We start from the raw sequence: 22,088 nt of genomic DNA on the forward strand, positions 1-22,088 counted from the left end.
GTTATCACAGTACTTAATGCAAGGCTCTTTTTTATGTAATTTATCATGTCCGGGTCAATAACTTCCTGTAAATGAAAAAGACTGAATCAAACCAAAAATGTATTTACCAGATTGTGTAATATTCTGAGGGTTCCGGATTGTACCCGAGATAGCACTGCCAACAAATGCTGAGGAGTTTGAAATAGCATTCAACAGCTCTCGCTGTAAGAGCAGTTGCAGCGCTTCCGAGGGGTAACGTTTAGGGTAAACGCCAGCTTTCATCGCTGCTTTAACACCTGAATTAGAGATCCCAGGATTTCGAATACGAATGATTTCCTCAGTTAACCGCGTGCGGTCCGCTCGACTCATTTTTTGTAATAACGAGAGTAAACTTTCGGACGTCGAGCGATTAAGTAGGCGGTAGGTTAATACAGCGCTTTTTAGACCCGCAGCAGCCCCGGCAAGTGAAATCGCATCAAGAGCAGTATTGGTTGCTGTATACCACTCCTGGGAATCCATCCACGCAACATAGTCATTATGATTCATGGCAATAAGTGACAAGCGGCCAAGCCCGTTTGCACACTGAATACCCGTCGCTATACCACCAGCGACAATCACAGCGGCAACAGCACCGGAAGAACCTGCGGTGAGAGGAATGGCCATACCTGCGCCTGCAGCAAGTACGACTGTAAGAATGGCAGCTCCGCAAGAAATCGCCGTAGAACCTATTTCAGTCGCTAATGATGGTGACTGAATTGTCGTCGTCGTTGCCTGGAGAGGATTACTTGATGAGGCGTTTACTTTAGTGATGACGACATGACTTACCGAGCTTTCGTTTGGCGTCGCAATCCGTCTTGAGGGTCTCACTAACCACTGACGCGCACCGTCTGAATAGATGATCCCAACCTGGCTAAAGTTACGGCTACAGTCCAGCTGATTGGCAAGGGCGGTGAAATTAAAATCGCCGCCGGAGGCTAGACCCAGACTGCGTGCGAGTTCGTAATCCGGAATATCCTTTGAAATCTGACCAGGAAAAGTCATGTTGTCTCTCCGTCCATGTGAAATCGTATAACGCTAAGAAATAAACAAACAGTAAAGGGCATGTTATGGAGGGGAATTAGGAATGATCCGAATAACACGCCATCCTGCCAGAACCAATGAAAATTGTGATGGATATCATATACCCGCCCGATTTTCGTAAAAGATCTTCCAGCAGACGCTGTCGAGGATCAACACCCTTCATTTGGTGGGGCGGTGCAATTTCATTCTGACTAAGTGGACTGAATTGTACAAAAAAATAAGCCCGCGTAAGGGAGATTACGCAGGCTAAGGAGGTGGTTCCTGGTACAGCTAACATTTATGGGTTATGTTTTTCAGCGGGGGGATAATACCCGTATTGAACGAAGCGGTATGTGATCCGATTCTAAGAATTATCCCAGCGCGAAAAAATTTCCCTGATTAACTATTTGCCGTGTGGGTTTCGGGTGCTTTCACCGTTGAAGTTACGCATCAGCAGCGCAAACTTCAGCTCCACCTCTTCCGGAACCGGCAGCCAGACGGTATGCCCGTCGCCCGGCGCCACGTCAATCGCCTCGCCTTTGCCGTTTTCCAGATGTTCCAGCGTGAAGTTCATGTTGCCCTGCGGGGTCATCAGCTCCAGGCTGTCGCCTTTGGTGAATTTGTTTTTCACCGCGACGGCCGCCAGCGCGCCTTTGCGCTCGCCGGTGAAGTCGCCGACAAACTGCTGGCGCTCGGAAACGGAGTAGCCGTGCTCGTAGTTCTGGTAGTCATCGTGAGTATGACGGCGCAGGAATCCTTCGGTATAGCCGCGGTGCGCCAGGCCTTCCAGAGTTTCCAGCAGGCTGGTATCGAACGGTTTACCGGCCGCCGCATCGTCGATGGCTTTGCGGTACACCTGCGCTGTGCGCGCGCAGTAGTAATAGGATTTGGTGCGGCCTTCGATCTTCAGGGAGTGCACGCCCATCTGGGTCAGACGCTCAACGTGGGCGATGGCGCGCAGATCTTTCGAGTTCATGATGTAGGTGCCGTGCTCGTCTTCAAAGGCGGTCATGTACTCGCCCGGACGTTTGGCTTCTTCAATCATAAACACGCTGTCGGTTGGCGCACCGATGCCAAGCGTAGGCTCAACGTTGGTCACCGGGATTGGCTCGTGCTTGTGCACGATATTACCGACGTCATCCTCTTTGCCTTCCTGGACGTTATATTCCCAGCGGCAGGCGTTGGTGCAGGTGCCCTGGTTCGGGTCGCGCTTGTTGATATAGCCGGAGAGCAGGCAGCGGCCGGAGTAGGCCATGCACAGCGCGCCGTGAACGAAGATTTCGATTTCCATATCCGGCACCTGGGTGCGGATCTCTTCGATCTCTTCCAGCGAAAGCTCGCGGGACAGGATGACGCGGGTCAACCCCATCTGCTTCCAGAACTTCACCGTCGCCCAGTTGACGGCGTTAGCCTGAACGGAGAGGTGAATATCCATCTCCGGGAAGTTCTCCCGAACCAGCATGATTAAACCCGGGTCCGACATGATCAGCGCGTCCGGCCCCATATCCACCACTGGCTTCAGGTCACGGATGAACGTTTTCAGCTTGGCGTTGTGCGGCGCGATGTTCACGACCACGTAGAATTTTTTGCCCAGGGCATGCGCTTCGTTGATGCCGAGCTGCAGGTTCTCGTGGTTGAATTCGTTGTTGCGCACGCGCAGCGAGTAGCGCGGCTGGCCCGCATAAACGGCGTCGGCACCATAGGCGAAAGCGTAACGCATATTTTGCAGCGTTCCCGCCGGGGAAAGGAGTTCCGGTTTAAACATGTTTGTTCTCGTTCTGATGACAGGTCAGATCCGCGTGCACCAGGTGCAGCGGTAAGGGGAGATCCCCCACTTTAAGGGCGGGCATTGTAGCGCTGCGGGACAGGGAGGTAAAGCGTCGAGTCGTATCACCGCCCATCCGGCGTGTACGCATATTTTTAGGTATTGTCTTTACCATCTGGCTTGAAAGACCGAGGCAATGCCGTTTCCCGCTTTCAGTAAAAGCGTGGACTGAACGTCATTGCTTTTGCTTAATTCGGATCAGCCAGATACAGGAAAACTAATTGATATTGAGATCGTGTATAACTTTTGAACGTCATCAAGTCGTCTGTTCAGGAACCTATCTGAATACGTAGCTTGATTAATGAAGAGAAAAAGACGGAATCTGTTTATGAACCGTTACCATTTGTCAGGGGAAGAGTATGGCGAGGCTGGATTTCTGTGAACTTGCTTCTGCAAACGCAGAGACTGCAGATAGCGACCAATTTGAGAAGTTCGCAAAAATATTCATGGAAAAAATTTTGGGAGGGATTGTAACTAAAGGCCCAAGCCGGGGGGCGGATGGTGGTATAGATATACGGGTTGAGTTTGATATTGCCGGACGTCGCATTGCCAAACTGGTTAGCTGCAAACACTACGCTCCGTCTAAAAAGTCCGTTGGTCGCAGTGATGAAGAAGACATTCAGGACAGACTTGCTGAATTTGAATGTGATGAGTTTGTTGGATTTTATTCCACCATTGCATCGTCTGGACTTGAGCAAAAACTGGAGCAACTGAAAGATAAAAAAGGGATTTTATACCAGATTTATAATTCAGAGGATATTGAAACCTTGTTACTGGAAAATCACGCGGGCTTTCAGTTAGCAAAGCGTTTTTTTCCTCGTTCAGTACAAAATATATTACCACAGTTTATTGCCCTACTGCCCACCTACACATCCTGTGATGCAGTGCGTCATTCTTCAGGTTGGATAGTCCCGGATGTTTATAGTGACTACGAGCCACGGGTCTACGCCTGTAATGCTAATTTAGCTGCACAGTATGCAAATGAGAAGGCGATGAATGATATCCATGAACCTATGTTCTTGCAGGCATGGAAAGATGCCGTCCATATGTTTTCAGATTATTTCATTATTCCTGCTGCCGGTATTAACAGTGTAAGCAATATTAATGAATTACCACCGGACTGGGATACTTCAGACGATATAATAAATTTATCCGCCGGGAAACGATGGGCACTTTTGGCTATCTGGAGTTTTTTTGATGATAAAAAGGTTAATGCTATTTTGAAGAAAATGCATAAACATCCTTCTCAGCAAGATTTGAACGTTACTAGCTTCGCTTTCCTGGCGATGATAACTGGCACCGAGCGTCGCGATGTATTAGCGCGACTTTTTGCCTATGCTACACCTTTTCGTTCCTGGTAAGGCCACAGTTTTAATGTCTGGCGTCTCTGCCCCGCAGTGCTGCGGGGCAATATTCTCACATTATCCTGCACGCATCCGCTTCCCAGCGATACCCCACGCCGTACACCGCACGAATAAACGACTGCTCGGCGTCCAGCGCTTCCAGCTTGCGGCGCAGGTTTTTTATATGGCTGTCGATGGTGCGGTCGGTCACGACGCGGTAATCGTCATACAGGTGGTTCAGCAGCTGTTCGCGGGAGAACACTTTTCCCGGCTCGTGGGAGAGGGTTTTCAGCAGGCGGAACTCCGCAGGCGTCAGGTCCAGCAGCTTGCTGCGCCAGCTAGCCTGGAAGCGGCTTTCGTCGACAATCAGCGGGCTTTCGGCGTCGAGCACCTGAAGCTCGCGCTGCGGCCTGCAGCGGCGCAGAATGGTTTTCACGCGGGCGACCACTTCACGCGGGCTGTAGGGCTTGCAGATGTAATCGTCCGCGCCAATTTCGAGCCCCAGCAGGCGGTCAATCTCTTCAATTTTTGCGGTGACCATGACGATCGGCACGTCGGAGAAGCGACGAATTTCCCGGCACAGGGTCAAGCCGTCAACGCCCGGCAGCATTAAATCCAGCAGGATCAGGTCCGGCGGGGTCTGGCGCACGTAGGGCAGCACCTGGTCGCCGTGGCTTATCAGTGACGGGGCATAGCTGGCCGCGCGTAAATAGTCGATCAGCAGCTGTCCCAGCTTGGGTTCGTCTTCCACAATCAAAATGCGCGGCGTGTTTTCGTCAATCGGTAACTCGGTCATACTTCTCTCGATAAATCCCGTTCCAGAGGTAACTCTACTGTAATGCTAACCCCGCCAAAAGGCGAATGGGCGGCGCGGATCGTGCCATTATGCGCCTCAACGATGTTAACGCAAATCGCCAGCCCCAGGCCGGAGCCGCCGCTGGCGCGGTTGCGGGAACCTTCGGTACGGTAGAAACGTTCAAACAGCTTTTCCAGCTGCGCGTCCTGCACGCCGGGGGCGGAATCCGCGAAGGTGAGGGCAAAGCGCCCGTTTTCCTGCCTGCCGGAGATATGCAGGCCGCCGCCGCTGTCGGTGTAGCGCAGGCTGTTTTCCAGCAGGTTATTGAACAGCTGCATCAGCCGGTCTTTGTCGCCAAACACCACCGCGCTGTCCGGCAGGGAGAGGTCGATTTTCAGGTTGCGGCTGGCAAACCGCTCGCGGAACGCGCCGCTGATCACTTCCAAAATGTTAATTACGTCCACCGGCGCCTTCTGGTAGGCCAGCGCGCCTTCGTCGGACATGGAGAGCTGGTGGAGATCGTCCACCAGCTTGGTGAGTGTGCCCACTTCCGCCTGCAGAGAGGCCACCGATTCGGGCGTAAACTGGCGCACGCCGTCCTGAATGGCCTCCAGCTCGCCGCGCAGCACCGCCAGCGGGGTGCGCAGCTCGTGGGAGATATCGGCCATAAAGTCGCGGCGCATCTGCTGGTTTTTCTCCAGCGTGCTGGCGAGCTGGTTAAAGTCCTGCGCCAGCTTGCCCAGTTCGTCCTGGCTGCGGGTATCGACGCGGGTGGTGAAATCCCCGGCGGCGAGCTTGTGCGTCCCTTCCACCAGCCGTTTCACCGGAGCGAGCAGACCGCGCGCCAGCGGGAAGGTGGCGAGCGCGGCGAGCAGGGTGGAGAGGGCGACAATCAGCCAGCTTGTGCGGCGCTGCTGGCGGTCAAAGTTGATGTCGGTGTTGCGCGTCAGGCGCTCCACCGGGGAGGCGATAACCCAGCCGACTGTCGCGTTATTGACTTTGATTGCACGACGTGTGCCGTCCGGCGGTATCGGCGCGCGCGGACCCACCAGCGTGCGCATGTCCTGATCAATTACCCAGAACTGGGTGCGCCAGCCGTGCGGCGGCATGCCCGGCCCCGGGCGATCGTCACCGGTATCGTGCTCAAGCGAGCGCAGGATCTGGAAAATAAAGCGGTCGTTATTGCGCAGAAAACGCCAGTTGCCGTGCTGGGCGTACTGTTCACTCAGCGCATCGCTTAAGCCCTGTAAACGCTGTTCATTGCCATGCTTGATGTAATCAATAAAACCGCGCTCAAAGCTTACCCGCACTGCCCAGTGCATGGTGACCAGCAGGACGATACAGGTGGCAAATATCGCCACGAAGAGCTTGCCGGTAATGCCCGGACGCCAGAATTTCATGAACCACTCCTTTTGCCGCGCCTGATCACGACGTTCTTGCTGGTATCATCCGGCACTCTGGCGAAGATGAAAGCGGGCAGGGCGATGATGACCGCCATGCTTAAATAGGTATACAAAAAGACCTGATGCGCCACCGGCGTGTCGACGCTGAGATGGTGCTGGCCGTACATGCCGAGCAGCAGGCCGGCAATGGTGACGCCCACGCTCATTGAGAGCTGCATGATCATCGACAGCAGGCTGTTGCCGCTGCTCGCCAAATCGTCCGGCAGGTCTTTTAGCGTGAGGGTATTCATCGACGAGAAGCGCATGGAGTTGACGATCCCCTGGCAGAACAGCACCAGCGGCAGGACGTAGTACCAGCCCATCAGCGCCACGGCCATAAACAGCAGGCTTACCAGCGCCAGCCCCAGCGTGGCGGCCACCAGCACGTGTCGATAGCCAAAGCGGTTCACCACCTGCACCACAATGCGCTTCATTCCCATGCTGCCGAGCACCATCGGGATCATCATCAGGCCCGCGTGGAACGGCGAAAATCCCATTCCGATTTGCAGGAAAACGGGCGTCATAAACGGCAGCATGCCGCTGCCGACGCGCCCGGCGAAGCTGCCGAACAGGCCAAGGCGATAGGTGGGGTTTTTAAACAAGTTCAGGCTGAACAGCGCCTTATCGTTACCTCTGGCATGCCGCAGATACCACAGTATGGCGGTAACGCCGAGCGCGATCAGAATACCCAGCTTCAGGGTGGAAATCCCGAGCCCTTTTTGTCCGTCCAGCGCCAGGGTCAGCGTGGCCATGCCCGCCGCAAGCAGAATAAAGCCAAAGAAATCAAAGCGCCGCGTCTGCATTTTGTAGTTCGGCATCAGCGTCAGGGTGGCGATGGCACCGATGATGCCCACTGGCAGGTTGATTAAGAAGATCCAGTGCCAGGAGGCGTACTCCACCAGAATGCCGCCGAGCGCCGGGCCCAGCAGCGGCCCCACCTGACCGGGTAACGTCACAAAGGTCATCGCCGCCATGTACTGCTCGCGCGGCACGATCTTCATCACCGTTAGCCGCCCGACGGGCACCATCATCGCCCCGCCGACGCCCTGCAGCACCCGCGCCATCACCAGCTGGTCGAGGGTATTGGCCTGGGCGCAAAACAGCGAGCCGGTGGTAAACAGCACGATGGCGGTAAAGAAGATATTCCGCACGCCCACTTTATCGGCCAGCCAGCCGCTGGCGGGCAGCATCACGGCCACCGTCAGCACGTAGGAGACAATCACCATGTGCATATGCAGCGGGCTCTCCCCCAGGCTTTTCGCCATGGAGGGGAGGGCGGTGTTGACGATGGTCGTATCCAGCGACTGCATAAAGAAGCCGAAGGCGACTATCCATAATTGCCAGCGAACGTTGCTGGGAAGCTCGGTCATTTACCCGTTTACCGTTTCTCTGTTTTTACGCGAAAAGCGCAGCCGCAGGCGGTCGAAGAACAGATAGACCACCGGCGTGGTGTACAGCGTCAGCAGTTGGCTCATCACCAGGCCGCCGACGATGGTGATCCCCAGCGGCTGGCGCAGCTCTGAGCCGTCGCCGCCCGAGATAACCAGCGGTAGCGCGCCAAACAGCGCCGCCAGAGTGGTCATCATAATCGGACGAAAACGCAGCAGGCAGGCCTGGAAGATCGCCTCTTCCGGCGATAGATTGCCGTTGCGCTGGGCGTCCAGGGCGAAGTCGACCATCATGATCGCGTTTTTCTTCACAATACCAATTAATAGCATGATTCCGATGAGCGCGATCAGGCTGAATGGCGCGCCGAACAGCTCCAGCGCCAGCAGCGCCCCAACGCCCGCCGACGGCAGCGTCGAGAGAATGGTCAGCGGGTGAACGTAGCTCTCGTACAGCACGCCCAGCACAATATAAACCGTGGCGATGGCGGCCAGAATCAAAATCACCTGCGAATTCATCGTCTCCTGGAACACCTGCGCGGTGCCGGCAAAGCTACCGCGCACGGTGGACGGCACGCCAAGCTGCGTCATCGCGCGGTTAATTGCGTCGCTGGCTTCAGAAAGCGACGAACCGGCGGGCAGGTTAAAGGAGATAGTCGACGCCGCCGATAGCCCCTGGTGGTTCACCGACAGCGGCGCGTTGGCCGGCTGCCAGCTGGCAAAGTAGGAGAGCGGAATCGCCTTGCCGTCGTTGTTAATCACAAACATTTTGTCCAGAGCGCTGATGTCCTGGGTGTAGCGCGGATCGACCTCCATCACCACCTTGTACTGGTTCATCGGCTGGTAGATGGTGGAGATCTCGCGCTGGCCGAAGGCGTTGTTCAGCAGGCTGTTGGCGGCTTCAACGTTAATGCCCAGCCGCGACATGGTTTCGCGGTCGTAGGTCAGGGCCATCTCGGCGCCGTTATCCTGCTGATCGGAGTTGACGTCCGCCAGCTGCGGCAGGGCGGCCAGCGCCTTGCGGATCTTCGGCTCCCACTCGCGCAGGGCGGCTAAATCGTCCGAGAGCAACGTGTACTGATAGCTGGCGTTCGCCTGACGGCCGCCGACGCGGATATCCTGAACGGCCATCAAAAACAGGTTTGCCCCCGGCTCTTTGGCGAGCTTCACCCGCAGGCGGTCAATCACCTGCTGGGCGGTTTCGTTGCGCTCGCCGCGCGGTTTCAGGGTAATAAACATCATCCCGCTGTTGACGCGTGACCCGCCGGTAAAGCCGGTGACGTTATCCACGGCTTTGTCTTCACGAATGATCTTCATGAAGTCCTGCAGCTTGCCGCGCATCGCCTGGAACGAAATGCTCTGGTCCGCCTGAATCCCCCCCATCAGCACGCCGGTGTCCTGCTCCGGGAAGAAAGTTTTCGGGATGGTGATGTACATCCAGACGTTGAGCACGATGGTACCGATCAGCACCAGGCCGACCAGCCGGGTATGGCTCAGCACCCACTTCAGCGATTTGCCGTAGCCTTCCTGCATGGCCATCAGGAAGCGACCAAAGCCTTTGCGGCGCGGCTGCGAATGGGGCTTGCTGCGCTTGAGCATCCAGCCGCACATCATCGGCGTCAGCGTTAGGGAGATCGCCAGCGAAATCCCGATGGCGACGGAGAGGGTGACGGCAAACTCGCGCAGCAGCCTGCCCGGCAGCCCGCCCATCAGCAGCAGCGGCAGGAATACCGCCACCAGCGACAGGCTCATGGAGAGCACCGTAAAGCCCACCTCGCGCGTGCCCTGCAGCGCAGCCTGCAGCGGCTTCACGCCCGCTTCCAGGTGGCGGGAAATGTTTTCCAGCACCACGATGGCGTCATCCACCACGAAGCCCGTCGCTATCGTCAGGGCCATCAGCGACAGGTTGTTGAGGCTAAACCCGCACAGGTACATGGCGGCAAAGGTACCGATCAGCGAGACCGGCACGGCCACTGCCGGGATAAGCGTTGCGCGGCCGGAGCGCAGGAACAGGAAGACCACCAGGATCACCAGCGCGACGGAGATAATCAGCGTTTGCTCGACCTCTTCCAGCGAGGCGCGAATGGTCGGGGAGCGATCCTGGGCAATTTGCAGATCGATTGCTGCCGGGATGGTCTCCTGCAGGTCCGGAAGACGGGCGCGAATGCTGTTCACCGTCTCGATAATGTTCGCTTCCGGCAGCTTGCGGATCATCAGCAGAATGGCCGGTTTGGCGTTGGTCATCCCGGCGTTACGCACGTCCTGCACCGAGTCGGTGACGCTGGCAACGTCGCTTAAGCGCACCGCCGCGCCGTTGTTGTAGTGAATAATGAGCGGCTGATACTCCGCGGCGGTTTTCAGCTCGTCGTTGGTGTGGATCTGCCAGCGGTGGCTGCCGTCCTCAATCGCCCCCTGCGGTTTACGCACGTTGGCGTTGCTGATGGCGGAGCGCACGTCGTCCAGCGACACGCCCTGGTTGAACAGCGCCTGCGGGTTTAGGCCGACGCGCACGGCGGGCAGGGAGCTCCCGCCGACGCTCACGTCACCGACGCCGTTAATTTGTGAGATTGTCTGCGCCAGCTGGGTAGACGCAAAGTCGTAAAGCTGCCCCTGAGAATACGTATCCGAGGTCAGCGTCAGGATCATGATCGGCGCATCGGACGGGTTGGCCTTGCGGTAGGTTGGTCGGCTCGGCATCCCGCTCGGCAGCAGGCTTTGCGCGGCGTTGATGGCGGCCTGCACGTCGCGCGCCGCGCCGTTAATGTCCCGGTCGAAGCTAAACTCCAGAATGATGCGCGTGCTGCCCAGCGAGCTGCTGGAAGTCATCTCGTTGACCCCCGCAATCCGCCCGAGCGAGCGCTCCAGCGGCGTGGCAACGGACGAGGCCATGGTTTCCGGCGAGGCGCCCGGCAGCGAGGCGCTGACCATGATCACCGGGAAATCCACCTGGGGCAGGGGGGCTACCGGCAGCAGCCGGAAGCCCAGCACGCCGCAGAGGGTGATGGCGAGCGAGATTAGAATCGTCGCCACCGGGCGATAAATGAAGAGGGCGAAGAACTTCACTTATGCCTCCTCTTCACGTTTCGGGAAGCGGCTTTTGGTCCACAGCGCCAGGCGGTCAAACAGCAGGTAGATCACCGGCGTGGTGAAGAGCGTTAGCACCTGGCTCACCAGCAAACCGCCGACCATGCCGATACCCAGCGGACGGCGCAGCTCCGCGCCGACGCCCGTGCTGAGCATCAGCGGCAGCGCGCCCAGCAGGGCGGCCAGCGTGGTCATCAGGATCGGACGAAAACGCAGCAGGCAGGCCTGGAAAATCGCGTCGCGCGGCGACATGCCCTGCTCGCGCTCGGCGGCCAGCGCGAAGTCGATCATCATGATGGCGTTTTTCTTCACGATCCCGATAAGCAGGATAATGCCGATGATGGCAATAACGTCCAGCTCGCTGCCCGCCAGCATCAATGCCAGCAGCGCTCCCACGCCCGCCGTCGGCAGGGTAGAGAGGATGGTGATCGGGTGGATAAAGCTTTCGTACAGCACGCCGAGCACGATGTACATCGCCACGACCGCCGCGACGATCAGCCAGATGGTGTTACCCAGCGCGGCCTGAAACGCCAGCGTGCTGCCCTGGAACCGGGTCTGAATATCGGACGGGAAGCTGAGTTCTTTTTCAGCCGCCTGAATCGCCTCCACCGCTTCGCCGAGAGAATAATTGTCCGGCACGTTGAAGGAGATGGTGGTGGACGGGAACTGATCCAGATGGTTAATCGACAGCGGGGTATAGCGTTCTTCCACCGTGGCGATAGCGCTCAGCGGCACAATGCCGCCGTCTTTGCTGGTCAGGCGCACCGAGTCCAGCCCCGCCAGGCCAGGCGTGTTGTCCGTGTTGTGCTCCAGCACCACGCGATACTGGTTGGCCTGAGTGTAGATGGTGGAGATCAGGCGCTGACCGAAGGCGTTGTACAGGGCGTTGTCCACGTCTGACATGGTAATGCCCAGACGGCTGGCGGTATCGCGGTTGACGTTCACGTACGCCGCCAGCCCTTTGTCCTGCCAGTCGCTGCTGACGTCGGCGAGCTGCGGCAGGGTGTTAAGCTTGTTCACCAGCTGCGGCACCCAGGTGCTGAGCGCGTCCAGCGAGGTGGCCTGCAGCGTGAACTGGTACTGCGTGCGGCTGACTTGGGTATCAATGGTCAAATCCTGAATCGGCTGCAGGTAAAGCTCAACGCCCGGCACCCGCGCGACGGCGTTTTGCAGACGCTCAATGACGGCGTTGACGCGATCGTCGCGTTCATCCAGCGGCTTAAGGTTGATCTGCAGACGCGCGCTGTTCAGAGACGGGTTGGTGCCGTCGACGCCCACGTAGGAGGTCAGGCTCTCGACCGCCGGATCTTTCATGATGATTTCGGACACCTGCTGCTGGCGCTGGGCCATACTGGCGAAGGAGACCGACTGCGGGGCCTGAAGCGTTCCCTGAATAATGCCGTTGTCCTGAATCGGGAAGAAGCCTTTCGGAATGAAAATCCACAGCATCACGCTGAGCGCCAGGGTTCCCAGCGCCACGCCGAGCGTGGCCCACGGATGGTTCAGAACTTTCGCCAGCACGCGGCCGTAGGCGGCAATAATCCGCTCGAACATGCGCTCGGAGGCGCGCGAGAAGCGGTTTTGCTTGCGCAGGGACTCGTGGCTGAGCATGCGGGCGCACATCATCGGCGTCAGGGTCAGCGACACCACGGCGGAGATCAAAATGGCGACCGCAAGCGTCACGGCAAACTCGCGGAACAGACGTCCGACGATATCGCCCATAAACAGCAGCGGGATCAGCACCGCAATCAGCGAGAAGGTCAGCGAGATAATGGTAAAGCCGATTTCCCCTGCGCCTTTCAGCGCGGCGGCCAGCGGTTTTTCGCCTTTCTCGATATAGCGTGAGATGTTCTCGATAACGACGATGGCATCGTCCACCACGAACCCGGTGGCGATGGTGAGCGCCATCAGCGTCAGGTTATTGATCGAAAAATCGAGGAACACCATCACCGCAAAGGTCCCGACCAGCGAGAGCGGCACGGCGACGGCGGGAATAATGGTCGCCGGGACGTTACGCAGGAACAGGTAAATGATCATCACGACCAGCGCAATCGCCAGCATCAGCTCAAACTGGGTGTCGGTGACCGACGCGCGAATATTCGTGGTGCGGTCGGAAAGCACCTTCACGCTGACCGATTTCGGCAGGCTTTCGATCAGCTGCGGCAGCATGGCGCGGATGCTGTCGGCGGTTTCGATGATGTTAGCACCCGGCTGGCGCTGCACGTTCATCACGATCGCCTGCTGTTTGTTGGCCCATGCCCCCAGCCAGCTGTTTTCCGCGCCTTGCTCCACGGTCGCCACGTCGCCCAGGCGAACCGGGGCGCCGTTCTGGTAGGCAATAATCAGCTGACGGTACTCATCGGCGGACTGCATTTGATCGTTGGCAGAGAGCGTCACGGCGCGAGTGGGGCCGTCCAGCGAGCCCTTCGCCGAGTTGACGTTGGCGCTGCTGATGGCGGTACGGATGGTTTCGCTGGTAAGACCCAGAGCGGCAATCGCCTGCGCGTTAAGCTTCACGCGCACGGCGGGACGCTGGCCGCCCGCCAGGGTGACGAGGCCGACGCCGGAAACCTGAGAAATCTTCTGCGCCACGCGCGTTTCGACCATGTCTTCAACCTGGGTCATCGGCATGGCGGAGGAGGTGACGGCAAGCGTCATGATCGGCGGATCCGCCGGGTTGACCTTGCTGTAGACCGGCGGGTTAGGCAGATCCGACGGCAGCAGGTTGGTGGCGGCGTTGATGGCGGCCTGCACCTCCTGCTCGGCGACGTCCAGCGACAGCGTCAGCTGGAACTGCAGCGTCACGACGGATGCCCCGCCGGAACTCTGGGAGGACATCTGTTTTAGCCCCGACATCTGGCCGAACTGGCGCTCCAGCGGAGCGGTAATGGCGGACGTCACCACATCCGGGCTGGCGCCAGGATAAAGCGTCACCACCTGGATGGTTGGATAATCCACCTCCGGCAGCGCCGACACTGGCAGGAAGCGATAGCCGATAATCCCGGCGAGCAGGATCGCCACCATCAGCAGCGTGGTGGCGACAGGACGAAGGATAAACAGGCGTGACGGCCCGCCTGTAGAGCCTGGGGGCATCACCTGCATCAGGATTTCGCTCCCTGTTTCGCAGGTTCAACCACTTCCACTTTGGCCCCTTCGGTCAGACGGTCAATGCCATCGGTAACCACGCGGTCGCCTGCGGAAAGGCCGGCGGCGATGACCACCGTCTGGCTGTCCTGAATACCGGTTTTCACCAGGTGCTTGCTGACCTTATTGTCGCTGTTAAGTACCCAGACGAAGTTACCTTCGTTACCCATCTGCAGCGCAGCCGTTGGGATCACCACCGCGTTCTCTTCGGTCGCGACCAGCATGCGCGCATTGACGAACTGGTTCGGGAAGAGGGCATCGTCCTGATTGTTAAAGCGCGCTTTGAGCTTGATGGTGCCGGTGGTGGTGTCGATCTGATTATCCAGACTGAGCAGGGAACCTTCGCTCAGCTTCTGCTTGTTGGTGCGGTCCCAGGCCTCCACCACCAGGCCTTTACCGGCTTTTTGCGCCTGCACCACGGTCGCAATGTCGCTTTCCGGCAGGGTAAAGACTAAATCAATCGGGTGGGTCTGGGTGATCACCACGATGCCCGTGGTGTCGCCGCTGGAGATCTGGTTGCCGATATCGACCTGCTTCAGGCCCACGCGCCCGTCAATCGGCGCGGTGATGCGGCTCCAGTCCAGCTGCAGCTGTGCGCTGGCGACGGCGGCCTCGTCGGCTTTGATGGTGCCCTGCGTTTCGCTGACCAGCGACTGCTGGGTATCCAGCTCCTGACGAGACACGAGGTTGGTTTTCACCAGCTGCTGGTAGCGGGCCAAATCGCGCCGGGCGTTGGCGAGGGTGGCTTTGTCTTTCGCGAGCTGCCCCTGCGCCTGGGCGAGGGCGACCTTAAACTGGCTCGGGTCGATTTCCGCCAACAGGTCACCAGCCTTAACCTGCTGACCTTCCTGGAAGTGGATCGCGATGAGCTGGCCGTCGACGCGGCTGCGCACCGTGGCGGTATTGGCGGCGGTAATGGTCCCGAGACCTGTGAGATAGCGAGGAACGGCTTTATTCACCGCCGTCGCCGCCTGAACCGGCGCCAGCGCGCCGCCGCGCATGCCGTGACGTCCTCCGCCTGCCGGGCGCTGCGCCTGACCGGTGGCACCGGCGGGAGCGGCGGAGTTCGCGGATTGACTGTGCCAGTACCATGCGGCGGCAAGGACCACCATAATGATGCCAGCGGCGATTGCCCAGCGGGATTTGTTACTGCCTTTCATCGTTATACGTTCTCATCCTGAATACTTCGGGGAATGATACTAGTTTAGTCAGCTAACACAGCGGAAAAATGGAGGAAATATGGAAGACTGTCAGGAATGGTCTGAGAGTAGCGCCGCGGTTTTCTCCCTCTCCCTGTGGGAGAGGGTATCAGACTGCACCGCAACAACATTAGCTAAACATCACCTGCGCCCAGCGCGCCAGCCCTGCGGTAACGGAGCCAAAGTCATCGCCACCGGCAATAGGAATGCCCGGCAGCTGTTCCGCCAGCGCTTTCTTGATCAGCGGCGAACGGGCGCTACCCCCGGTCAGGTAAATCACGTCCGGCTTCTCTTTGCCGTTCTCCAGCGCCAGCTGCACCTGTTCCAGAATACGCTGCAGCGGCTGCGCGAGCGCCGTCTCCAGCCCGTCCTGTGAAATCGCGGTGGCCAGATCGTCGCTGATAAACGGCAAGGAGACCGCATGCTCAGTACGGTCGGAAAGGGCTATTTTGCTCTCTTCGGCAGTTCGCACCACGCGGTAGCTCAGGCGCTGACGCCACACTTTATACAGCAGCGCGACTTTTTCGGCGTCCTGCGCGTCACGCACCAGATCGTTAAGGAAGCGGCCGTTCGCGGTGCTGTAAAAATCACTCTGCGCAGGCACGTCATTAATGGCAATCGCGTTCCACCACGGCAGGATCGGCAGGGCGATGCCTTTTTCCGTCTGACCGCCCATGCCGAGCAGCGGCATCAGGCTCTTGAATGCCAGCGCGATATCGAGATCGTTACCGCCAACGCGGCAGCCGCTGTGCCCCAACAGGCTATTTTCACGGTCGCGACGGTTATGCCACTGCGGCCCCATCAGCAGCAGCGAGCAGTCCGTTGTGCCCCCGCCGATATCCACGACTAATACGCGCTTCTCTTCCGTCAGCGTGGCTTCAAAGTCCAGCCCCGCCGCAACCGGCTCGTACTGGAACACCACGTCACGGAAGCCTGCCCGGTGCGCCGCGCGTTCAAGGATCCCCTGCGCCTGCTGGTTGGCCTCATCGCCGCCCAGCCCCTGAAAGTTGATCGGGCGGCCAATCACCGCCTGGGTAATCGCATCGGAGACCTGCGTCTGCGCCTGATTGCGAATATGTAGCATCATCGCGCACACCAGGTCTTCGAACATCGCCACCTGCTGCGGCTTCAGCCCGCTGGCGCCGAGGAAGGATTTTGGCGACTTAACGAAGTAGACCTCTTCAGGGTCTTCAATGTAGTGCCCGAGCGAAGAGAGGCCGAACTGCACGCTGGACGGCGTAACGTCGATGTCTTCCTCGCGGTTAAAGCTGACCGCCCGGCGCAGCAGCGCCTGGGTCTCCGCCGCCGTGGCCGGAACCTGATGGTGGCGGAACAGCCATTCGCTCACCGCTTCGCGCGTCGGCGCGCAGAGCATTGAGGGCAGCAGCGTGCTCTCTTTTTCCATTTTCAGAAGCTGTGGCTGTCCGTTTTGCATAATCGCAACCGAGCAGTTTGCCGTACCGTAGTCGAATCCAATAAACACGATAAATCCCCATGCCAGTGAGAAGGGGCGAGACTTTAACGAAATGTCTTCATGGCGACAACAGGAATATGAAAGCAAGGCAATACAAGGTCTTTCCGTTTATGCTGATAAGAACAAAAAAGGAGCAACGATGTACACCCTGAACTGGCAACCCCCTTACGACTGGCAGTGGATGTTTGGCTTTCTCGGCGCGCGTGCGGTGACGGGCATTGAAACCGTCACGCATGACTACTACGAGCGCAGTTTTGCCTGCGAAGGGCATCAGGGGATATTTCGCGTCACGCCGGATATCGCCACCCATACGCTGACCGTCACGCTCAGTCCGGGGTTAATCCCGGTTGCGCAGACGTGCCTTGAACGCATCGAACGCCTGTTCGATCTCGCCTGCAACCCGCAGCACATCGCGGATACGCTGGGCGATCTCGGCGCTGCCCGGCCAGGCTTGCGTTTGCCGGGGGCGATGGACGCGTACGAGCAGGGCGTACGGGCGATCCTCGGGCAACTGGTGAGCGTGGCGATGGCGGCGAAACTGACGTCGCGCGTGGTGGCGCTGTGCGGCGAACCGGTGGCGGATTTTCCGGGGTATCTCTGCTTCCCCACGCCGGACGCGTTAGCGGCAGCGGACCCGCTGGCGCTGAAAGCGTTGGGCATGCCGGTAAAGCGCGCGGAGTCGTTAATTCACCTGGCGCAGTCGGTCATTGACGGGACGTTTCCGCTTTTGCCGCCCGAGAATATTGAGGCCGGGATGAAGGCGCTACAGCAGCGGCCGGGGATAGGGCGCTGGACGGCAAACTACCTGGCCCTGCGCGGCTGGCAGGCGAAAGATGTCTTTCTGCCGGATGATTATCTGATTAAGCAACGCTTTGCCGGGATGACGCCCGCGCAAATTCGTCGTTATGCCGAACGCTGGCAGCCGTGGCGCTCTTACGCGCTGCTGCACATCTGGTACACCGACGGCTGGACGCCGTCAGTTGATAGCGAAATAGCTGGTGTTGAGCAGAAGATCTAATGGCTGCGGCTCGGCGATAGTGTCGCCATAGATGAAATCAATGCCGATGCCGGAGAGCGTATCCATCATGATGGGCTGATTGCACGGCCCTGCTATAGTTTTCATTCCCAGACGCTGGGCGTGGCCCTGCACAATGGTCACCATCATCTCATCCATCAGGTTGCCATACACGTTGCTTACCACCTCCGCGTCCAGCATCAGATAGTCGGCCATATTGGCGGTCAGGTGGGTGAAGACGTTCATGTCGCGGCCCACCTGGCTGAAGATCACGCGGCAGCCCGCCTGACGAAGCTTTTGCAGACTCCGCTGCAGGTTTTTATCCGGGCTGCACACCACGTCGGCAGAGATAACAAGATGCAGGAGACGGCCCGGCATGGGGCTTTTATCCAGCAGGTCGAGAAGCTCATCGACCAGCGTTACGCTGGCTAAACCGGCCTCAGAAAGCGGCAGCGCCACTCCCATGCCTTTACTGGCGATCTGGGCGGCAGAGGCGCGGAAAAACTCATTAAAAATGCGCCTGTCGAGGGCGTGCAAAAGCTCAGGCTCCGCCAGGCCCGAGCGGAAGGCATGCTCTTCCTGGACTTCGCCCTGGCTGGTCCACAGGCGTAACGAGAGCAGCCAGAAATTACTGCTTTCCGGGATACGCGGGGAGGCGACGCTGCGGGCGATCATCATCAGGTGATTGTCTTTAATCATGTGCCACTGTTCATCAAGCGACATCATGCTGCGCGTGTTGTGATCCCGCTCCTGCTGGGGTTCGTAAACCGTCACCATGCCGCGCCCGCTGTTTTTCGAGGCATAACAGGCAATATCCGCCTGCGACATGATTTCCGACGCCTGATGGTTATTTTCATCAATCAGCGTGATACCTGCGCTGGCGCCGATCCGGTGCAGGCGGCCTTCCCACATAAAGTGATAGTCATTGATCGTGTGGATCAGGCGCCCGGCAATATAGCGCGCGCTTTCAATATTGCAGTCCGGCAGCAGTAACCCGAATTCATCTCCGCCCAGACGCGCCAGCACGTCGCTGGAGCGGAGCATGGTCAACATCAGGGAAGAGAGCTCCCGCAGCAGGGCATCGCCCGCCGCATGGCCTGCCGTATCGTTGACGGCTTTGAAGCGGTCGAGATCGATAAAGACCAGGGCATGGCGCTGGCGCGTTTCGCGAACGGTCTGCAGAAGTCGTTTGAGATGATTTTCGAAGCTGACCCGGTTTGCCAGATGGGTCAGGGCATCGTGGGAGGCGCTATAGCTCAGCTGACGCAGCATCTTGCGCGACTCGGTCACGTCCTGAATCACGATAACCGAGCCAATATTCTGCCCGTCCAGCGTGCTGAGCGGCGTAATGCTGTAGTGAATATCAAAATTGCCGCCGGTACGGCAGTTCAGCACCACGTCCTGATCGATATCGGAACGGGACATATCGCCGCTGTGAATATTCTCCATCAGCGGCCCTTTTTCACCAAAGGTGATGTGCAACACCTTCAGGATCGGCTGGCCGATAGCCTCGGTCTGCAGCCAGCCGCTCATTTTCTCGGCCACCGGGTTCATAAAGGTGACGTTCATGTTGATATCGGTACACAGCACCGCTTCACCGATGGAGTCGAGGGTGATGTGCAGACGCTCTTTTTCCTGGAAGAGGGCCTCGTTGAGCTGCTTAACCTCGGTCATGTCCATGTTGATACCGAGCAGCCGTTCGACTTCACCCTGCTTATTGAGCACCCGGTTCGCCAGGGAGCGAATATGGCGCACGCCTTCCTTCACGCGGATGCGAAATTCCAGCTTAAACGGCAGGCGGGATATCAGCGAGTCCCGCAGCACCTGCTCGGCGTGGGCACGATCTTCCGGCAGCATCGTGTCGTGCCAGAGCTGCCAGGTAGGCTTGATGTGCGGCGGGATTTCATACAGCTCAAACATCCGCTTGTCCCAGCTGATAATGTCTGGCTCCAGATCCCACTCCCAGATGCCGATGCCGCCCGCTTCGTTGGCGAGCGTAATGCGCTCCATCAGGCGTTTATTAACCCACTCGGTCTGCTTCAGGTCATTAATGTCTTCAATCTGAGCAATAAAATAGAGCGGCGAACCGTCGGCATGGCGCACGACGGAGACGGCAAGGAGCGCCCAGACTACTTCCCCGTCGCGGGTGTAATAGCGCTTCTCGAGGGTATAGGTATTGATGTCGCCGTTGACCAGCTGTTCGAGCTGTTCCAGGTCGGTGTGCAGATCTTCCGGCCAGGTGAGTTGCTGGAAGGTCAGCGACTGGAGCTCCGTCTGGCTGTAGCCGAGGAAATTGCACAGCGCCTTGTTAGCCTGCAGCCATTTACCCTCAATGCTGACCAGCGCCATGCCAATCGCGGAATACTCCATCGCATTGCGGAAACGCTCCTCGCTTTCGGTGATGTGTTTGCGCTCGGCGCGGAAGGCGTACATCACCATGGTCATCACGTTGGCAGGCAGGAGCAGCATCAGGAACGGCAGCCAGGGAGCGTTCAGCATCGCCCCGACGTGCTGGGTTGTCAGCGCCACAGGATTTTGGGCAATCATCAGCGACACAACCATCACGGTGACCAGAAATACCAGGAACGCTTCCATTCGCGGCAAGCGCACGGCGCTCCACATAAGCAAAACGATTACGCAGGTGAAAGGCCACGGCAGCCAGGTGATGGCTGCCCAACTGAGGGCCAGCGTTACGGCCAGCGTGGTCAGGGTTTCCAGCAGCAGTCTCGGGTCACGGTGGCGCAGCAGATAATGCGGTTTAAACAACAGCCCCAGCGGAACCACCGCCAGCGCGCCGATGGCTTCGGATAACACCCAGACGAAGAAATTACGCAGGGGTTCGGGGCCGGGCGCCAGCAGGGAAACCAGCAAGCCGCCAACCAGCGGCGGTATCACCGCGCTGCCGATGGCCACGCGGATCCAGTCATTCAGATTCTGCAGCGGGTTGTACCATGGGAGCAACTTGCGCAACAACAACGCACCGATAAAGGCTTCAACCACGTTAACTGAGGTGTAGGTAAGGTTTATCGATCCCCACGAAAAGAGCATCCAGGTGGCCAGAATATTGCCAAACGAACAGGCCAGGGCGATTCCCGGCCACATTTTTCCTGCATGGCGGTAAAACGCCACCATCATAATGGCGGTGGGGAACCAGAGCGGGGCCAGCAGGGTGCCGAACCGGGTGAGCTCGAGGGAAAATAAGGTAAAGATAAAGGTGACCAGGCCCAGACAGACAAGTCGTATTAAAGGATGTGGGGTGGTAACCAAAACCCGCTGGTATTGTTTATTCATTACCGCTTTATCCAGAGACGCCATGCCGTCAGGGAAGATGTCCGAACGCGTGAATTTGATAATTTGGTTTATGCTAGTACAAACAATTTACAATTCATATGGTGACCGCTCAGAATTTGACACCACAGACTTATTAAATAGAGGCTCCGTGAGAAAAAAACGGTTAAACGCTGAAAAAACGTTCATTTAAATTTCACTCAGGGAATAAAACGTCACTTTTCGGCCAGTCTCGCAGAACCTGTGCATTCGACTGGTATCACGCCCGCGAAATCCCTATAATTGCCGCGTTTGACGCTCCGGCGTCGTCCTTCCTTAACATCCAGGTTAATCAGGTCGCTAAATTTATGACTGATAAGTCTCATCAGTGCGTCATTATAGGCATCGCCGGCGCATCGGCTTCAGGTAAAAGTCTAATTGCCAGTACGCTTTATCGCGAACTGCGTGAACAAGTAGGTGATGAGCATATCGGCGTCATTCCCGAAGACAGCTATTACAAAGATCAATCCCATCTGTCGATGGAAGAGCGCGTCAAAACCAACTATGACCACCCGAATGCAATGGATCACAGCTTGCTGTTCCAGCATTTAGAAGCGCTTAAGAGCGGCCAGGCGATTGAGCTGCCCGTTTACAGTTATGTAGAACACACCCGCACGCAGGAAACCATCCGCATCGAGCCGAAAAAGGTCATTATCCTTGAAGGCATCCTGCTCCTGACCGACGCCCGCCTGCGTGAATCCATGAATTTCTCGATTTTCGTTGATACCCCGCTGGATATCTGCCTGATGCGCCGCATCAAGCGTGACGTGAATGAACGAGGCCGTTCGATGGACTCCGTCATGGCGCAGTATCAGAAAACGGTTCGCCCGATGTTCCTGCAGTTTATTGAGCCATCCAAACAATACGCCGATATCATCGTGCCGCGCGGGGGTAAAAACCGCATTGCTATTGATATCTTAAAAGCGAAAATCAGCCAGTTTTTTGAATAAGCCGCGTGAATTGTGTACCGTTCAGAGATAACCTGGTTTTACCCTGAGCGCTTACCGCCTCAGGGT

13 protein-coding genes are annotated in these 22,088 nt (G+C 57.8%); 3 read left to right on the plus strand and 10 right to left on the minus strand.

Going from position 1 to position 22,088, the window contains the following annotated elements:
* Positions 1-54: 54 nt before the first annotated feature.
* Positions 55-1,020 carry a hypothetical protein gene (locus ACOTZB_RS13615; protein ID WP_421627423.1) on the minus strand — a complete coding sequence of 322 codons (966 nt, stop codon included), beginning with the start codon at positions 1,018-1,020 and terminating at the stop codon, positions 55-57.
* Positions 1,021-1,441: 421 nt separating this feature from the next.
* Positions 1,442-2,803: a tRNA 5-hydroxyuridine modification protein YegQ gene (gene yegQ, locus ACOTZB_RS13620; protein ID WP_023312421.1), complete on the minus strand. Its 1,362-nt coding sequence runs from the start codon at positions 2,801-2,803 to the stop codon at positions 1,442-1,444.
* A gap of 419 nt (positions 2,804-3,222) precedes the next feature.
* Between yegQ and ACOTZB_RS13625 the strand changes: the two genes are divergently transcribed.
* Positions 3,223-4,224 (plus strand): hypothetical protein, encoded by a 1,002-nt coding sequence (locus ACOTZB_RS13625; RefSeq protein WP_421627424.1) that lies wholly within the window; start codon positions 3,223-3,225, stop codon positions 4,222-4,224.
* Between the two features lie 55 nt (positions 4,225-4,279).
* Here the strand turns inward: ACOTZB_RS13625 and baeR are convergent, their stop codons facing one another.
* The 7 genes from baeR to yegD form a co-directional block, all read right to left on the minus strand.
* Positions 4,280-5,002 (minus strand): two-component system response regulator BaeR, encoded by a 723-nt coding sequence (gene baeR / locus ACOTZB_RS13630; RefSeq protein ID WP_023312418.1) that lies wholly within the window; start codon positions 5,000-5,002, stop codon positions 4,280-4,282.
* Positions 4,999-6,402 carry a two-component system sensor histidine kinase BaeS gene (gene baeS, locus ACOTZB_RS13635; RefSeq protein ID WP_348941103.1) on the minus strand — a complete coding sequence of 468 codons (1,404 nt, stop codon included), beginning with the start codon at positions 6,400-6,402 and terminating at the stop codon, positions 4,999-5,001. Before baeS ends, baeR begins: the two co-directional genes overlap by 4 nt.
* Complete coding sequence (locus ACOTZB_RS13640; protein WP_421627427.1) at positions 6,399-7,814, minus strand: MFS transporter; 1,416 nt, start codon at positions 7,812-7,814, stop codon at positions 6,399-6,401. The genes baeS and ACOTZB_RS13640 overlap by 4 nt, the downstream gene beginning before the upstream one ends.
* Positions 7,815-10,892, minus strand: coding sequence for a multidrug efflux RND transporter permease subunit MdtC (gene mdtC / locus ACOTZB_RS13645; RefSeq protein WP_421627428.1), 3,078 nt, complete (start codon positions 10,890-10,892; stop codon positions 7,815-7,817).
* Entirely contained in the window at positions 10,893-14,015 is a 3,123-nt protein-coding gene (locus tag ACOTZB_RS13650; RefSeq protein ID WP_421627430.1) for an MdtB/MuxB family multidrug efflux RND transporter permease subunit, read from the minus strand. It lies immediately after the preceding gene.
* Positions 14,015-15,169, minus strand: a complete 1,155-nt coding sequence (locus tag ACOTZB_RS13655) for an MdtA/MuxA family multidrug efflux RND transporter periplasmic adaptor subunit (RefSeq protein ID WP_421627450.1) — start codon at positions 15,167-15,169, stop codon at positions 14,015-14,017. Before ACOTZB_RS13655 ends, ACOTZB_RS13650 begins: the two co-directional genes overlap by 1 nt.
* Positions 15,170-15,386: 217 nt before the next feature.
* Positions 15,387-16,739, minus strand: a complete 1,353-nt coding sequence (gene yegD, locus ACOTZB_RS13660; protein ID WP_193806250.1) for a molecular chaperone — start codon at positions 16,737-16,739, stop codon at positions 15,387-15,389.
* Between the two features lie 130 nt (positions 16,740-16,869).
* Between yegD and alkA the strand changes: the two genes are divergently transcribed.
* Entirely contained in the window at positions 16,870-17,748 is an 879-nt protein-coding gene (alkA, locus tag ACOTZB_RS13665) for a DNA-3-methyladenine glycosylase 2 (RefSeq protein ID WP_421627432.1), read from the plus strand.
* On the opposite strand, the gene ACOTZB_RS13670 is transcribed toward alkA, so the two are convergent.
* The gene (locus tag ACOTZB_RS13670; protein WP_047652475.1) at positions 17,707-21,036 is read right to left on the minus strand and encodes a diguanylate cyclase; all 3,330 of its coding nucleotides are present in this window, start codon (positions 21,034-21,036) and stop codon (positions 17,707-17,709) included. The two genes, alkA and ACOTZB_RS13670, sit on opposite strands and share 42 nt — an antisense overlap.
* A gap of 344 nt (positions 21,037-21,380) precedes the next feature.
* On the opposite strand from ACOTZB_RS13670, the gene udk reads away from it, so the two are divergent.
* Positions 21,381-22,022: a uridine kinase gene (gene udk, locus ACOTZB_RS13675; RefSeq protein ID WP_008500855.1), complete on the plus strand. Its 642-nt coding sequence runs from the start codon at positions 21,381-21,383 to the stop codon at positions 22,020-22,022.
* Positions 22,023-22,088 lie beyond the last annotated feature (66 nt).

The sequence above is a fragment of the Enterobacter cloacae complex sp. SHL020 genome (genome assembly GCF_049236945.1).
In the GTDB taxonomy this organism is placed as follows: domain Bacteria; phylum Pseudomonadota; class Gammaproteobacteria; order Enterobacterales; family Enterobacteriaceae; genus Enterobacter; species Enterobacter dykesii.

Excerpts from the sequence above, each read along its gene's own strand:
- ACOTZB_RS13625 (WP_421627424.1), top strand. The coding sequence starts at position 3,223 with ATGGCGAGGCTGGATTTCTGTGAACTTGCTTCTGCAAACGCAGAGACT.
- ACOTZB_RS13615 (WP_421627423.1), bottom strand. The coding sequence starts at position 1,020 with ATGACTTTTCCTGGTCAGATTTCAAAGGATATTCCGGATTACGAACTC.
- alkA (WP_421627432.1), top strand. The coding sequence starts at position 16,870 with ATGTACACCCTGAACTGGCAACCCCCTTACGACTGGCAGTGGATGTTT.
- yegQ (WP_023312421.1), bottom strand. The coding sequence starts at position 2,803 with ATGTTTAAACCGGAACTCCTTTCCCCGGCGGGAACGCTGCAAAATATG.
- ACOTZB_RS13640 (WP_421627427.1), bottom strand. The coding sequence starts at position 7,814 with ATGACCGAGCTTCCCAGCAACGTTCGCTGGCAATTATGGATAGTCGCC.
- ACOTZB_RS13650 (WP_421627430.1), bottom strand. The coding sequence starts at position 14,015 with ATGCAGGTGATGCCCCCAGGCTCTACAGGCGGGCCGTCACGCCTGTTT.
- ACOTZB_RS13655 (WP_421627450.1), bottom strand. The coding sequence starts at position 15,169 with ATGGTGGTCCTTGCCGCCGCATGGTACTGGCACAGTCAATCCGCGAAC.
- ACOTZB_RS13670 (WP_047652475.1), bottom strand. The coding sequence starts at position 21,036 with ATGAATAAACAATACCAGCGGGTTTTGGTTACCACCCCACATCCTTTA.
- udk (WP_008500855.1), top strand. The coding sequence starts at position 21,381 with ATGACTGATAAGTCTCATCAGTGCGTCATTATAGGCATCGCCGGCGCA.
- baeS (WP_348941103.1), bottom strand. The coding sequence starts at position 6,402 with ATGAAATTCTGGCGTCCGGGCATTACCGGCAAGCTCTTCGTGGCGATA.
- baeR (WP_023312418.1), bottom strand. The coding sequence starts at position 5,002 with ATGACCGAGTTACCGATTGACGAAAACACGCCGCGCATTTTGATTGTG.